Annotated in this window: 11 protein-coding genes, 1 tRNA gene and 2 pseudogenes; 6 read left to right on the top strand and 8 right to left on the bottom strand. The window is 72.7% G+C overall.

Annotation, left to right across the window (positions count from 1 at the left end):
- Positions 1 to 55: 55 nt before the first annotated feature.
- Entirely contained in the window at positions 56 to 1,618 is a 1,563-nt protein-coding gene (locus tag B072_RS0121170) for an alpha/beta hydrolase (RefSeq protein WP_018531977.1), read from the top strand.
- A 107-nt stretch (positions 1,619 to 1,725) separates the two neighbouring features.
- Positions 1,726 to 1,799 (top strand) — tRNA-Thr (locus B072_RS0121165).
- Positions 1,800 to 1,927: 128 nt separating this feature from the next.
- Here the strand turns inward: B072_RS0121165 and B072_RS43635 are convergent.
- The 4 genes and pseudogenes from B072_RS43635 to B072_RS0121145 all read right to left on the bottom strand — a co-directional run.
- Positions 1,928 to 2,728 (bottom strand): annotated as a pseudogene (locus B072_RS43635) (site-specific integrase); the annotation flags it as partial.
- Positions 2,729 to 3,190: 462 nt separating this feature from the next.
- A complete protein-coding gene (locus tag B072_RS0121155) occupies positions 3,191 to 3,421 on the bottom strand; it encodes a hypothetical protein (protein WP_018531975.1) in 231 nt (76 codons plus the stop codon).
- A gap of 7 nt (positions 3,422 to 3,428) precedes the next feature.
- A complete protein-coding gene (locus B072_RS0121150) occupies positions 3,429 to 3,749 on the bottom strand; it encodes a hypothetical protein (RefSeq protein WP_018531974.1) in 321 nt (106 codons plus the stop codon).
- A 497-nt stretch (positions 3,750 to 4,246) separates the two neighbouring features.
- Positions 4,247 to 5,161, bottom strand: a complete 915-nt coding sequence (locus B072_RS0121145) for an alpha/beta fold hydrolase (RefSeq protein WP_018531973.1) — start codon at positions 5,159 to 5,161, stop codon at positions 4,247 to 4,249.
- 29 nt (positions 5,162 to 5,190) lie between these two features.
- On the opposite strand from B072_RS0121145, the pseudogene B072_RS49240 reads away from it, so the two are divergent.
- The 4 genes and pseudogenes from B072_RS49240 to B072_RS0121130 form a co-directional block, all read left to right on the top strand.
- Positions 5,191 to 5,547 (top strand): annotated as a pseudogene (locus B072_RS49240) (AfsR/SARP family transcriptional regulator); the annotation flags it as partial.
- 149 nt (positions 5,548 to 5,696) lie between these two features.
- Complete coding sequence (locus tag B072_RS43630; RefSeq protein WP_234018893.1) at positions 5,697 to 7,328, top strand: BTAD domain-containing putative transcriptional regulator; 1,632 nt, start codon at positions 5,697 to 5,699, stop codon at positions 7,326 to 7,328.
- Positions 7,329 to 7,401: 73 nt separating this feature from the next.
- Entirely contained in the window at positions 7,402 to 7,920 is a 519-nt protein-coding gene (locus B072_RS0121135; protein ID WP_026246105.1) for a SigE family RNA polymerase sigma factor, read from the top strand.
- A gap of 137 nt (positions 7,921 to 8,057) precedes the next feature.
- Positions 8,058 to 9,356 carry a hypothetical protein gene (locus tag B072_RS0121130; protein ID WP_018531970.1) on the top strand — a complete coding sequence of 433 codons (1,299 nt, stop codon included), beginning with the start codon at positions 8,058 to 8,060 and terminating at the stop codon, positions 9,354 to 9,356.
- A gap of 24 nt (positions 9,357 to 9,380) precedes the next feature.
- Here B072_RS0121130 and B072_RS0121125 read toward each other — a convergent pair whose 3' ends face one another.
- From B072_RS0121125 to B072_RS43625, 4 genes are all read right to left on the bottom strand, one after another.
- A complete protein-coding gene (locus B072_RS0121125) occupies positions 9,381 to 11,075 on the bottom strand; it encodes a bifunctional 3'-5' exonuclease/DNA polymerase (RefSeq protein WP_018531969.1) in 1,695 nt (564 codons plus the stop codon).
- Between the two features lie 144 nt (positions 11,076 to 11,219).
- A complete protein-coding gene (locus B072_RS0121120) occupies positions 11,220 to 12,077 on the bottom strand; it encodes a nitrilase-related carbon-nitrogen hydrolase (protein WP_026246104.1) in 858 nt (285 codons plus the stop codon).
- Between the two features lie 63 nt (positions 12,078 to 12,140).
- The gene (locus B072_RS0121115) at positions 12,141 to 13,079 is read right to left on the bottom strand and encodes an RNA polymerase sigma-70 factor (RefSeq protein WP_018531967.1); all 939 of its coding nucleotides are present in this window, start codon (positions 13,077 to 13,079) and stop codon (positions 12,141 to 12,143) included.
- On the bottom strand, positions 13,076 to 13,633 hold the full coding sequence (locus tag B072_RS43625; RefSeq protein WP_018531966.1) for an NAD(P)H-binding protein: 558 nt from the start codon (positions 13,631 to 13,633) through the stop codon (positions 13,076 to 13,078). Before B072_RS43625 ends, B072_RS0121115 begins: the two co-directional genes overlap by 4 nt.
- Positions 13,634 to 13,638 lie beyond the last annotated feature (5 nt).

The raw sequence follows: 13,638 nt of genomic DNA, 5'->3' as shown, positions 1-13,638 counted from the left end.
ATCCCCCTGGGCGACATAAAGTGATGCGCCCGCTGCGGAGCGTTACGCTCGCGTGATGTACTCCAGGCGCCACTCCACCAAGGCCGCGCTCCTCGCCGCAGCCGCCACTCTCCTGCTGACCGGCAGCGCGGCCTGCTCTCCAGGGAGTTCGAGCACCGCCGACGCCTCGCTCGCGGCGCTGCCCGGTGCCACGCCGGCCGAACTGTCCCCGTACTACGACCAGACGCCCAAGTGGCGCGAGTGCGGTGTCCCCGGATTCGAGTGCGCGACGCTCAAGGCGCCGCTCGACTACGACAAGCCGGAGGCGGGCGACATCGACCTCGCCGTCTCCCGCAAGAAGGCCACGGGCCCCGGCAAGCGCCTCGGCTCGCTGCTGGTCAACCCGGGCGGCCCCGGCGGCTCGGCGATCGGCTACCTCCAGTCGTACGCGGGCATCGGCTATCCGACGGAGGTCCGCGCCCGCTACGACATGGTCGCGGTCGACCCGCGCGGCGTAGCCCGCAGCGCGCCCGTCACCTGCCTCGACAGCAAGGCGATGGACGCGTACACGCAGACCGACGTGACCCCCGACGACGCCCGCGAGAAGTCCGAACTGACCTCCGCCTTCGAGAAGTTCGCGGACGGCTGCGAGACGCACGACAAGACCTCGAAGCGGGTCCTGCCGCACGTGTCCACCGTCGAGGCGGCCCGCGACATGGACATCGTGCGGGCGGCGCTGGGCGACAAGAGGCTGACCTACGTCGGCGCCTCGTACGGCACCTTCCTCGGCGCGACGTACGCGGGCCTGTACCCGGAGCGGGTGGGCCGGCTCGTCCTCGACGGCGCCATGGACCCCTCGCTGTCCTCCCGCGAGCTGAACGTGCAGCAGACCGCCGGCTTCGAGACCGCGTTCACCTCCTTCGCGAAGGACTGCGTGGCCCGCGAGGACTGCCCGCTCGGCACCGGCACCCCGGACCAGGCCGGTCAGCGCCTCAAGGACTTCTTCGCCGCCCTCGACCGCACGCCCCTGGCCACCGGCGACCCCGACGGGCGCAAGCTCGGCGAGGCACTCGGCACCACCGGCGTGATCGCGGCGATGTACGACGAGGCGGCCTGGCCGCAGCTGCGGGACGCGCTCACGGCCGCGCTGAAGAAGAAGGACGGCGCGGGCCTGCTCGCCCTCTCCGACAGCTACTACGAGCGCGACCCCGACGGCTCGTACGCCAACCTGATGTTCGCCAACGCCGCCGTGAACTGCCTCGACCAGCCCCCGTCCTTCACGTCACCGCGGGAGGTCGAGGACTCCCTGCCCGACTTCGAGAAGGCGTCCCCGGTCTTCGGCGCGGGCCTCGCCTGGTCCTCCCTGAACTGCGCCTCCTGGCCGGTCGAGGCCACCGGCGAGCCGCACCGCATCACCGCCGACGGCGCCGCCCCCATCGTCGTGGTCGGCACCACCCGCGACCCGGCCACCCCCTACGGCTGGGCGAAGTCCCTCGCGGACCAGCTCTCCTCCGGCCACCTGCTCACCTACGACGGCGACGGCCACACGGCGTACGGCCGCGGCAGCACCTGCATCGACGGCGCGATCGACGACTACCTCCTGACCGGCACCCCGCCCAAGGACGGAAAGCGCTGCTAGGAGCCGGTGTGTCGGGGTCGCCCCTGGTCAAAAAGGGTGGGCGGAGCACCCCTGAGGAGCGTGTAGGATTGGCGACGTTGCTGACGCACTCCGGTGCGCGCGGCGGCGCCGCCTTAGCTCAGATGGCCAGAGCAACGCACTCGTAATGCGTAGGTCTCGGGTTCGAATCCCGAAGGCGGCTCGGATTAACCCCAGGACTCACTCGCCGTGACCTGGGGTTTTTTCATGCCCGAGGCATGACGAGCCGCACGACGCGGATGTCGTGGAAGTGCTTGCGTGAGCGATGCGTGAGCGGAGCGGCTCGACGACCTACTTCTTGGGCTTCCGGCGCTTGGCTATCTTGCCCGCCTTGGCCTGGGCTTTCGTCTTGCCCTTCGTCTTGCCGCCCTTTGCCTTGCCGGCGTTCTTGGCCGCAGCCTTCTTGGCCTTCTCCTTCTTCGCGGCCTTGCGTGCCGCTTTCTCGGCCTCGGCCTTGCGTTGGAGGGGGACCAGCTTGGCCGTGGCCTCGGCGGCGCTCCTGCCGACCTGGGGCAGGACGCTCTGGTAGATGTCCCGCGTGATCCGGGTGTCACTGTGCCCGAGCGTGTCCGACACGATCTTGATGTCGATGTCGGCGGCGAGCATGAGGGTGGCGGCACCGTGGCGCAGGTCGTGCAGCCGGATTGGTGGGAGGCTGGAGGCGGCGACGAGGCGCTCGAAGAGGTCGGTGACTTTGCCGGGGTGGAGCCAGGAGCCGTCTTCCTGCGTGAAGACGTGGCCGGTGTCGACCCAGGCCGAACCCCACTCCTTGTGGTCCGCGTCCTGCCGTTCGCGGTGCCGCTTCAGGACGTCGACGGTGTCGTCGTCGAGTGCGACCACGCGATAGCCGCTGTCCGTCTTCGGATCGGACGCCTCGATCTCCCACCCGTCCTGGACGAGTTGGGACGAGACGGTGAGGGAGTGGGTGTCGAGATTCGTCTCCGACCAGGGCTGCCCACATGCCTCGCCTCGGCGCAGGCCGCGGAACGCGATCAGGTGCCACATCCCGTACAACCGGTCATCGGCGACGAAGTCGAGGAAGGAGCCGGTCTGTTGGGGCGTCCAGACCATCACGGGCGACGGCTTCTCGCCCGCGGCCGAGACCAGGCAACGGCATCAACACGGCCTCGCGGCGTAACCATCGAGTGTCCAAGATCATGGGGAAACTTCAGGCAGCCAGGTGTCCAATGGGTTGGACAGAGTCGCGCTGAGCGGCAGTGAGTGGGTAGCTACGACTGCACTGGCCCTGCGTTGCGTCAGGTCTGCGAGACGGGGCAGGGTCGGGCGCCTCGTAAGTGTCGAGCGCAACGAGGAGATCGATGAGTGCCTCACTTCCACAGGCTCTTCGATCTCGGCCGTACCGCAATGGACGTGGCCTCCGGAACCCTCGATGTGATCCCGAGCCGTCACGACTATCCGTGCTACGCGCAGCTGCACGGCCAACCCGTGGCGGTGCAGCTGCGACCTGAACATCGGGTCTGGCTCGATGCGCATTGGCTTGGTAAGCGCCCGCGCGCGCGTGACAGCTTCGGTGGTGGGAGCGGCCGTGACGAGCTACCCCACGCTGGTGCGCTTCCTTCGGGTCCGGGCTTGCCAGGCCCAGCGAGTGAGGGCACCGACGACGAGGGAGACGAGGATGGCACCCCAGTCGATGACGTGGGGGAGGCCAGGGAAGAAGGCGAAGAACGCGAGCGATGCGGCGGTGCCGATGGCGAAGGCAATGATGCCGGCGCGGCGGAGCTTCGCTTCCTGGACGGGATCCTGGGACGAGGTCTCGGGGGTCATGTGCGGCTCACTTGGTGATGTGGTGGCACTGGCTGACTCGCCGCACGCCATTGACGGAGAGGTGAGCGCACGCCTTGCCGTAGTGGGGGAGTTTCTGCGGGGCGTTGTTCCGCATCGGGTCGATCTTGCACTCGGTGTGGGTCCTGCCGCGGGAGGTGCGGTACGTCCTGTTGCTGGTGTCCGCGTAGGTGAAGTCGATGCGCCAGTTGCAGAAGCCGCTGTTCAGAGCGCCGACGAAGCCGCAGTCGACGCCGGCGTTCTCGTAGGTGATCTTCTTGCCACTGCCGCGGATGATGTGAGTGAACACGCAGCCGGTCGGGATCTTCATGGTGACGCCTCCGACTTGGTAGTCGAAGGTGGCGACGGGAGTGGAGCCGATGGCGGTGGCGTGTGCGGTTGATGGAGGTAAGACGGCAAGTGCTGCTGTCGTAAAAAGAGTTGCGATGGTTCGGGCTGTGAAGCGCATGGCCATGAGCGGCTCCCATTTCGGCGGAGTGTGTGTGCTGAGATCGGGAACTCCAGGCGCTGACTCAAGGTTCTGCGTCGAAGAGCAGACCACCACGATGAGTGATCAGCACATTGATGGGATGACCAGCCGCGATCGTCTGTTCCGATGCAGAGTCCATGCGTGAGCGATGCGTGAGCGGACACAGCGGCACACGCTGGAGACGTCACGAGTCGGAGGCTGACAAGTCCCTTGACCAGGCAAGACAGGACGCGGCGTGCAACCACGGCACCACCTGTCACGATCCTGCAGGCCCTCGTAATGCGTAGGTCTCGGGTTCGAATCCCGAAGGCGGCTCACCTTGGAACCCCAGGTCGGATTTATTCGGCCTGGGGTTTTCTCGTGGCGAGTGCCCGGATCTCCGCGGCGATCAGCCGCGGGTCCTCCTCGGCCATGAAGTGGCCGCAGGACACCGTGCGGTGGCGCAGATCGTCGGTCCAGGCGCTCCACAGGCCCTGGGCGTGGTAGCCGAGCGCGGCGCCCCAGTCCTGCTGGAGGACCGTCACCGGCATGGACAGCCGGTTGCCCGCGTCGCGGTCGGCGGTGTCGTGGTCCACGTCCGCACCGGCCGAGGCCCGGTAGTCGGCGACGATGGAGGGCACGGCCGCCGCGGACGCGGCCAGGTAGTGGGCGCGGACGTCGGCCGGGATCGCGTCCGGGTCCTTCGTCCAGGCGTCGAGGAAGTGGGCGAAGAAGGTCTCGGCCGACGCCTGGATCATCTCCTCGGGCAGGCCGGGGGCCTGGGCCATCAGGTACAGGTGGAAGCCGACCGCGGCCCGCACTCCGTGCAGGGCGTCCCACATGTCGAGGGTGGGCAGGACGTCGAGGAAGAGGGCGCCGGAGACGGTGTCCGGGTGGTCCATCGCGGCGCGGAAGGCGACCAGGGCGCCACGGTCGTGACCGGCCAGGGTGAACCGGTCGTGGCCCAGCGCGGCGGCGAGGCGCACGACGTCGCGGGCCATGGTCCGCTTGGAGTAGGTCTCGGGGCCGGTTTCGGCGGGCTTGTCGCTGGCGCCGTAGCCGCGCAGGTCGGGGCAGATGACGGTGTGGTCGGCGGCGAGGTCGGCGGCGACGTGCCGCCACATCAGGTGGGTCTGCGGAAAGCCGTGCAGCAGCACGACCGGAGCGCCGCTGCCGCCGACGGCGGCGTTCAGGGTGACGCCGGCGTCGACGCGTACGCGGTGCTCCGTGAATCCGGGAACAGTGGGGATGCTGGGGGCGCCGGGAGTTGTCACGGTGGCTCCTGTGGGGCGTGGGACAGTGGATGTTCCGGGCCCTGAGGCCCGGTTCGTCCGGGGCGTCACCCAGGTTGCGGGTCCCGGATCAGCGATCGATGAGTGATCACGCGGTACGCCCGGGACGGCGCCGCCCGCGAAAGGACCCTGCCGTGGGCGTGGAGTTCGGACTGCTGGGGCCGGTGGCCGCCTGGGACGCCGACGGCCGGCCCCTCCCGCTCGGCGCGCCCCGCCACCGCGAGGTGCTCGGACGGCTGCTGGTCGCCCGGGGGCGGGTGGTGCCGGTCGGCCGGCTCGTGGCGGATCTGTGGGAGGACGGGCCGCCGGCGGGCGCGGTGGGCGCGGTCCGCACCTTCGTGGCGGCGCTGCGCCGCTCCCTGGAACCAGGACGTCCCGCGCGGCAGCCGTCGCGCCTGCTCGTCACCGACGGCCCCGGCTACGTTCTGCGCGCCGGCCGCGCGGCGGTGGACGCCTGGCGGTTCGAGGACACCGTCGCGCGGGCCGCCGAGGCACCGCCGCACGCGGCCGTCGCCCTGTGGGACGAGGCGCTCGCCCGCTGGCGGGGCCGGTCCTCGCCGACTTTCCCGGCGCCGCGTGGGCCGCCGCCGAACAGGCCCGCCTCGAGGCGCTCCGGCTCGACGCGGTCGAGCGGCGCGCCGACGCCCTGCTGGCCACCGGCGCCGCCCGGGACGCCGTCGCCGACCTGCGCGCCCATGTCGCCGCCCACCCCGGCAGGGAGGACGGCTGGGTGCTGCTGGCCACCGCGCTCGACCGTGCCGGGCAGCGCGGTGAGGCCCTGGAGACCCTGCGCAGGGCCCGTGCGGCGAGCGCCGGGTACGGCCCCGGGAGCGCGCTGGCCCGCGCCGAGGCCCGCATCCTCGGCGACGCGACCGGCTCCGCGAGCGAACCGGCTGGGACGATCGACGGCGTCTGGGAGCGGGCGGCGGCCTCGTGGGACCGCTCCGTGCCCGCCCGGTCCAGGGCCCGGCTGCACGCCACCGCCGGTCTGTTGCGCGATCTCGCGGTGACCGGCCCCGACGGGCTGGAGGAGGCGCGCCGGCACCGGCAGGACCTGGTCGCCGCGGCCGAGGCGACCGGCGACACGGAACTGGCCGCCAGGATCATCGGCTCCTACGACGTCCCGGCGGTGTGGACCCGCGCCGACGACCCGGACGGCGCCGGTGAACTGGCCCGGGCCGCGGCCCGCGCCGCCGCCCGGCTCGGCCCGGAAGGCCCGTCCGCGCTGCGCGCCCGGCTGCTGTCCGTCGTGGCGGTCGAGTCACGGGGCGATGCCGCCGCCGACGCGCCGCTTCCCCGGGCGGCCGACGCCCGGTCCACCGAACCGTGGCGGCTGCGCGCCGAACGCGCCGCCGAGGAAGCCGTCCGGCTCGCCCGGCGCCTGGGCGACCCCGCGCTCCTGGCGTTCGCCCTCAACGGCGCCTTCATGCAGTCGTACGCCGCCTGCGGGTCCGCTGCCCGCCGGGACGCCCTCGGCGCCGAACTGACCGGCCTGGCCGCCGACCACCAGCTGCCCAGTCACGAGGTGCTGGGCCGCATCGTCCGCGTCCAGGCGCTCGCCGGTCTCGGCGACCTCGCGGCGGCGGACGCCGAGGCCGAGGAGATCGACCGGCTCGCGCACCGCAACGAACGGCCGCTCGCCGCAGTGTTCACCGCCTGGTACCGGGCCCTGCGGACCTGTGAGACCGACGGCTGGCCCGCCGCCCGCCCCCGGTACGCACACGTCCTGGCGCGGACCGCCGACTGCGGAATGCCCGGTCTCGCCGGGGGAGCGGCCGCCCTCGTGGCGCTGGTCCCCGTCATGCGGGACGACGCCCCGATCGACCCCGAGGACTTCGCCCACCTCGACGCCGGCCCCTACCGGCCCTGGCTCGAACCGTTGTTGCTGGCCGCCTCGGGCGCCGCCGAGCAGGCGCGCCGGGCCCTGACCGAGGTTCCCCGGCCGCCGCACGACCTCCTCCAGGAGGCGCTGTGGTGCGTCCTCGCCCGTGCCGCCGCGCACGTGGGGCACCGGCCCGTCCTGCGCCGTGCCCGCGAGGAACTCGCCGCCGCCGAGCCGGAGTTCGTCGGCGGCAGTGGCCTGGTCTCCTTCGGCACGGTCGCCCGGCACCTGGCGGCCGCCGACGCGGCCCTCGACCGCTTCGCCTGAGAGGCCGTGCAACATTTCCCGGGGCCCACCGCATCTATCAGGTGTAGGTGAGACGAAGGGGGGAGCGGCGCGGATGAGGCGGTCGCTTGAAGGGGCGTTCCGGGAGTTCGCCGAGGCGAGAGCGGGGCAACTGTTCCGCTCCGCGTGCCTGTTGACCAGCGGGGACGTCCATCTTGCCGAGGATCTTGTGCAGGAGACCCTGGGGCGGATGTACGTCGTGTGGGGGCGTCCCGCGGTGCGGGGCGGCAACCCCGCCGCGTATGCGCAGACCGTGCTCGTACGGGCGTTTCTCGCGCACCAGCGGCGCAGGTCGACCGGTGAGCGGCCGACCGAGGAGCTCCCCGAGCCGGCGGGGGGCACGGGCGGGGGCGGTGACGCGTCGCTGCGGCTGACCCTGCTCGACGCCCTGCGCCGGCTGCCGCCCAAGGACCGGGCGGTCGTGGTGCTGCGCTACTGGGAGGACCGGTCGATCGAGGAGACGGCGGACGTGCTGCACCTCAGCTCGGCCGCCGTGCGCACCCGCTGCAGCCGCGCGCTGGCCCGGCTGCGCGACCAACTCGGCGGAAGCATCGGCGAGTTCGCCGCTCACTGACCGACAGAAGACGTACGGACAGATACGCGTGCGGACGGATACGCGTGCGGACGGATACGCGTGCAGACAGATACGCGTGCAGACAGATACGCGTGCGGACAGGCACGCGTGCAGGCAGACCGAGGAGGGTGGTCGCGATGGTGGATCAGGTGGGCGGGGGCGACGGTGGCACCGGCGCGTTCGAGGAGGAGCTCGGCGGGGCGTTGCGGCGTGCCGGGGAGCAGTTCGGCACCGACGGGGAGGCGCTGGTCGACGCCGGGGTGCGCGGCGGGCGGCGGCGGCTGCGGCGCCGGAGGGCCGGTGCGGTGGGGGGAAGCGTGATGGCGCTGGCCGTCGTGGGGCTCGGGGCGTCGTACGTGGGCGGGGCCTTCGATGCCGCCGAGGCACAGGGGAGCGGGGTCGCCGCCCGGCCCAGCGCGTCGTCCGCGAAGTCCGACAAGACCAAGGGCGCGCACGGGACGGGGCCCGCCGTCTCCGAGCAGCGGGTCATCGGGATTCTTCAAGGGCTGCTGCCCAAGGGGAAGTTCAGCGGGCAGGAGGGGCGCGGAACGGACCAGGAACCCGGGCCGTACGCGCGTCTCGTGTACGACGACGGGGACGGCAAGGCCGCGATCGGTGTGGGCTTCGGGGCCGTCGACCCGGACGGCGAGGTGGCGAAGCAGCAACTGGAGTGCCCCGACAAGAACTTCGTCCCCCACGACGAGTGCCGCAACGAGAAGCTGTCCGACGGATCGCGGCTGCATCTGATGCGCGGCTACGAGTACCCGGACCGGCGCGTCGACACGAAGATGTGGTCGGCCGTGCTCATCACGCCCGAGGGGTACACCGTCTCGGTGACCGAGTGGAACGCTCCCGCCGAGAAGGACGCCCCTGTCTCCCGGCCCGAACCACCTCTCAGCACCAGCCAGTTGAAGACACTCGCTACGTCGAAGGAGTGGCGGCCCGTCATGGCGGCCATCGGGGCGGCGCCCGCCGAGTCGCTCGCCGCCCCGCCCGCGCTGGGCCAGGACAAGGCGTCGATCCTGAAGAACCTCAAGTCGCTGCTGCCCGACCGGGTGAAGGTGAAGGACCAGGGCGGGCAGGAAGCCGGCTACGCGTACGTCGTCGTCGACGACGGCAAGGGCGCCACCCTCGTCCAGATCAACGTGCAGCCGAAGATGAAGGACGTGGAGAGCCAGCTGTTCGGGAGCGGTGCCGAGGAGCTGCCCGACGGGACCAAGGTCGCCACGCGCAAGGGGGACGGCGACGACAAGGGCGGCGCCGGGATCGTGATGTGGACCGCCGACACGCTGCGCCCTGACGGGCTGCGGGTCGTGGTCTCCGCGTTCAACTCCGGTGCGCAGAACAAGGACGCGACCCGGCCCGAACCCGCCCTGACCATGGCCGAGTTGAAGGCGGTCGCGCTGTCCGGGAAGTGGGAGGGCGGCGGCAAGTAGCTCCGGTCGCCCGGCCGGTGCGGGTCACTTGGCGTCGGCGTAGCACTCCACCGTCGCCACCGAGAAGGGGAACCGCACCGGCGTCTCGCCGAACGTGAGGCGTCCCGCCACGTCCGAGGCCTCCCGGATCGCTTCCGCGACCCGGGGGGCCTCCTCCTGCGGGCAGTGCACGATCACCTCGTCGTGCTGGAAGAACACCAGCTCCGCCGTCATACCCTCCAGCTCGCGGCGGAGCGCGGCGAGCAGCAGCAGCGCCCAGTCGGCGGCGCTGCCCTGCACCACGAAGTTCCGGGTGAAGCGGCCGCGGGCGCGGGAGTTCGACGACGCGTAGCCGTACGTCAACTGACCTTCGGAAGCAGCCTGTTCGGGGTCGTCCTGCGGAATGCCGGCCTCCTCCTGGTCCGCGGCGCCGACGGCCGGCGGGCAGGTGCGGCCCAGCCAGGTGCGCACCAGGCGGCCCTCCTCGCCGGCCCGGGCCGCCTCGTCCACGTAGGCGACGGCGCGCGGGAAGCGGCGGCGCAGGAGTGCCAGGTTCTTCAGGCCGTCGCCCGAGGTCTGCCCGTATATGGCGCCGAGGACGGCGAGTTTGGCCTGGCCGCGGTCGCCGGAGAACGCCCGGTCGGAGACCGACTGGTACAGGTCGCCGTCCTGGCCCGCGACCTCCATGAACGCCGGGTCGCGGGAGATCGCGGCGAGCACGCGCGGCTCCATCTGCGCGGCGTCGGCGACGACGAGCCGCCAGCCCGGGTCGGCGATCACCGCGCGGCGCACCACCTTGGGGATCTGCAGCGCGCCCCCGCCGTTCGTCGTCCAGCGGCCGGAGACCGTGCCGCCCGGCAGGTACTCGGGCCGGAAGCGGCCGTCCCTGACCCAGTCCTGGAGCCAGGACCAGCCGTGCGCGGTGTAGATCCGGTACAGCTTCTTGTACTCGATCAGCGGCTTCACGGCCGGGTGGTCGATGCCCTCGATCTCCCAGCGGCGGGTCGACGTCAGCTTGATGCCCGCCTGCGCGAACGCCTTCACCACGTCCGCGGGCAGGTCCGGGCGCACGCGTCTGCCGAACGCCGCCGACACCTCGTCCGCCAGCTCGGCCAGGCGGCGGGGCTCGCCGCCGCCCGCGTACCGGTCGCCGAGCAGCTCGGTCAGCAGCGCCCGGTGCACGTCCGCCCGCCACGGCAGCCCGGCCGCGTGCATCTCGGCGGCGATCAGCATGCCCGCGGACTCGGACGCGGTGAGCAGCCGCATCCGGTCGGGCAGGCCCGTCGCGTCGTGTCTTCGCTGCTGATCCGCGTACACGTCGAGGAGGTCGGTGAGGGGTACGTCGACGGGTGGGCGCGGCTCGAACAGGGCGGCCATGGCGAGGCGGCCGGGCTCCGCGACGCGCGGGGGCGGGTCGGGCGGTACCGGGCCGCCGCGGAGTCTGGCCAGGGCCGCGGCGGCCGAGCGGGGTTCGCCGTGCCGGCCGTCGTGGGCGAGCAGCAGGGTCTCGGCGTCCTCGATGTCGTAGCACCGGTCGACTCTGACGCCGGCGGCGAGGAGGCGGGGGTAGACGGCGTGGGTGTCGCGCCAGACCCAGCGGGTGACCTCCGGTCGGGTGCGGACGGCTTCGGTGAGGTCGGGTTCGTGGGTGACCGGGGCCGTGGGGCGGCCGTCCGGGCCCAGCGGCGCGAGGTCGGCGCCGCCGTGCTCGGTGGGGGCCAGCGCCCAGCGTTCGGTCATGGGGCGAGTGTCACATCCGGCACTGACAGTGGGGCTGATCGCCTGTTCGTGTGCCGGGTGTGCGTCGTCGGGCGGCTGCGGCCCGGTGGGGCTTCTCGCGCAGTTCCCCGCGCCCCTGAGACGCGCGCAGCGCCTGCCTTACCGTCAGCTGTCCCCGCCCTCGTCGATCAACCGCCGTACCTCCCGGTCGACCAACCCGAGCCGGGCCTCCGCCACCAGGGGGACCGCCCTGCGCTGTCGTCTGGCCTCGTGGACGTCGATGTCGACCGTGACCAGGCCCGGCTCCCACTTGGGGGCCTGCGCCACCACCGTGCCGCGCGGGTCGACGACCCGGGAGCCGCCCCAGAACGACGCCCCGTTCTCGTTGCCGACCCGGTTCACGAAGACGACCCAGCACTGGAGCATCTTCGCCGTGTACGAGAGCAGCGTGTCCCAGTACAGGGTGGTGTCCATGGCCTCGGGGTCGAGCGACGCCGCGCTGTTCGCGGGGACGATCACGACCTCCGCGCCGTCCTGCACGGCCAGCCACGGCAGGACCGGCTGCCAGGCGTCGTTGCAGACCAGGGTGGCCGCGCGGCCGTGCCCGCCGGGCAGGTCGTAGGCGCGCAGATGCTGACCGGGGGAGACGTGCTTGCGTTCCTCCCAGGCCAGGTAGTTCGGCAGGTAGAGCTTGCGGTGGGAGTGGAGCAGGGCCCCGTCGGCGTAGAGGGCGGAAGTGTTGTGGGCGCGCAGGCTGGTGTGCTCGTGGAAGCCGACGAGCGCGGCGGGGCCGCCGGGGGAGTCCGGGTCCGCCGTGGTCAGGCCGAGCAGGCGCGGGTCGTTCGCCGCGACCGACGTGTCCGTCCTCAGCGCGCCGAGGTGATAGCCGTGCAGGCTCAGCTCGGGGAAGACGACGAGGTCGGCGCCCTGGGCCGCGGCCCGGCCGATCTGTTCGCGGGCCGTGGCCAGGTTGGCGTCGACGTCACCCAGCGCGCAGTCGGTCTGTGCCAGTGCCACTCTCATGTTCCGAGCCTGGCAGCCCGGCCGGACCCCGGCATCCCGAGCGGGCGTCCGCCGTGGTGCCCCTCAACGCGGCCCGGGCGGCACCGCCCGTACCCGCTCGTGGACGGCCCACGCGTCCGCCACCGGCCCCAGGTGCCCCAGCTTCTCGGGGTTGATGACGGAGCGGATCGCCTGGATCCGGCCGCCGTGCACGTCCAGCACCATGGTGTGCAGCACCTTCCCGTCCTGGTCCCGGAAGACCGCGCCCGGTTCGCCGTTGACCGCGCGGGGCTCGAACGTGACGGCCGCCCGCGCCATCCGCGGGAAGACGGAGCCGAGCAGCCGGGCCACGCTCTCGGCGCCCACGATCGCCCTGGCCAGCTGCGGGGCCTTGCCGCCGCCGTCGCCGGTCATCGACACCTCGGCGGCGAGCAGGCTCTGCAGGCCGAGGACGTCGCCCTCGCGCAGCGCTTCGAAGAACCGCGCCGCCAGCTCGTCGCGCTCCGTGCTGTCCGCCTCGAATCGGGGCCGGCCCGCGGCCATGTGCGTGCGCGCCCGCGTCACCAGCTGGCGGCACGCGGACTCGGAGCGGCCCACCGCCGCCGCCACGTCGGCGTAGCCGAAGTCGAAGACCTCGCGCAGGACGAAGGCCGCGCGTTCCAGCGGGCTGAGGCGTTCGAGGAGCAGCAGGGCCGCTGTCGACACCGAGTCGGCGAGCTCCGCGGCCCGCGCCGGGTCCTCGTACGGGTCGTCGAGCAGCGGCTCGGGGAACCACGGGCCGACGTACGCCTCACGACGCACCCGCGCCGAGCGCAGCACGTCGATCGAGATCCGGGTCACCGTCGCCGACAGGAACGCCCTCACCGAACGGGGGACGGTCGCCGTCGCCGCGTAGCGCAGCCAGGTCTCCTGGACCGCGTCCTCGGCCTCGCTCACGCTGCCCAGGATGCGGTACGCGATCGAGAACAGCAGCGGGCGCAGCTCCTGGAACTCCTCGGTCCTGTCGGTCCTGGTGTCGTTCATGTCGGCCTCTCCTCGTCGCCGCGGACACGGAACACCCCGGCCGCTCCCTGCTCCACGGCCAGCAGGGCGGCGCTCGCCACGTCGTCGAACCGGACCCGTCCGCGGCCGGATCCGTGGAGCGTCCCGCAGCGCAGCACCGCGCCCCCGGCCTCGACCACCGCGTCCTCCAGGTACGCGAGCCGGCGCAGCGCCCGCGGCGGCGTACCGGCCGACGGCGGGAGCGACCACGCGACGACGTGCCGGACGCCGACGGCCTGCGCGGCGGCCAGCAGGTGGTCGGTCCGCCCGAGGGCCGGCTCCGCGGGGAACGCGATGCCCGCCGCGGTCATCCCGTGCACGATCGCGTCCGGCCGCGCGGCGCCCACCGCCGTGCCGACGGACACGGCGTCGAGCCCGTCCATCAGCACGCCCCGGGCGCCCCACCTCGCCAGCACGTCCAGAGCCTTCCCGCGCGTCGCCGTCGCCGTGACCCGGTGCCCCCGCGCCACGAGCCGCGGCACCAGGCGCCGGCCGACCGCTCCGGCGCCGCCCGCCACGAACACCCGCATGATCATGCCCT

Origin of the sequence: Streptomyces sp. HmicA12 (assembly GCF_000373565.1) — a bacterium.
Taxonomy (GTDB): domain Bacteria; phylum Actinomycetota; class Actinomycetes; order Streptomycetales; family Streptomycetaceae; genus Streptomyces.
The sequence above is the reverse complement of the archived record's forward strand: the minus strand, read 5'-3'. Positions and strand labels throughout refer to the sequence as shown.

Bases quoted from the DNA above. Each gene is read 5' to 3' on its own strand.
- B072_RS0121170 (WP_018531977.1), top strand. From the start codon at position 56: ATGTACTCCAGGCGCCACTCCACCAAGGCCGCGCTCCTCGCCGCAGCC.
- B072_RS0121155 (WP_018531975.1), bottom strand. From the start codon at position 3,421: ATGACCCCCGAGACCTCGTCCCAGGATCCCGTCCAGGAAGCGAAGCTC.
- B072_RS0121150 (WP_018531974.1), bottom strand. From the start codon at position 3,749: ATGAAGATCCCGACCGGCTGCGTGTTCACTCACATCATCCGCGGCAGT.
- B072_RS0121135 (WP_026246105.1), top strand. From the start codon at position 7,402: ATGAGGCGGTCGCTTGAAGGGGCGTTCCGGGAGTTCGCCGAGGCGAGA.
- B072_RS0121130 (WP_018531970.1), top strand. From the start codon at position 8,058: ATGGTGGATCAGGTGGGCGGGGGCGACGGTGGCACCGGCGCGTTCGAG.
- B072_RS0121125 (WP_018531969.1), bottom strand. From the start codon at position 11,075: ATGACCGAACGCTGGGCGCTGGCCCCCACCGAGCACGGCGGCGCCGAC.
- B072_RS0121120 (WP_026246104.1), bottom strand. From the start codon at position 12,077: ATGAGAGTGGCACTGGCACAGACCGACTGCGCGCTGGGTGACGTCGAC.
- B072_RS0121115 (WP_018531967.1), bottom strand. From the start codon at position 13,079: ATGAACGACACCAGGACCGACAGGACCGAGGAGTTCCAGGAGCTGCGC.
- B072_RS43625 (WP_018531966.1), bottom strand. From the start codon at position 13,633: ATGATCATGCGGGTGTTCGTGGCGGGCGGCGCCGGAGCGGTCGGCCGG.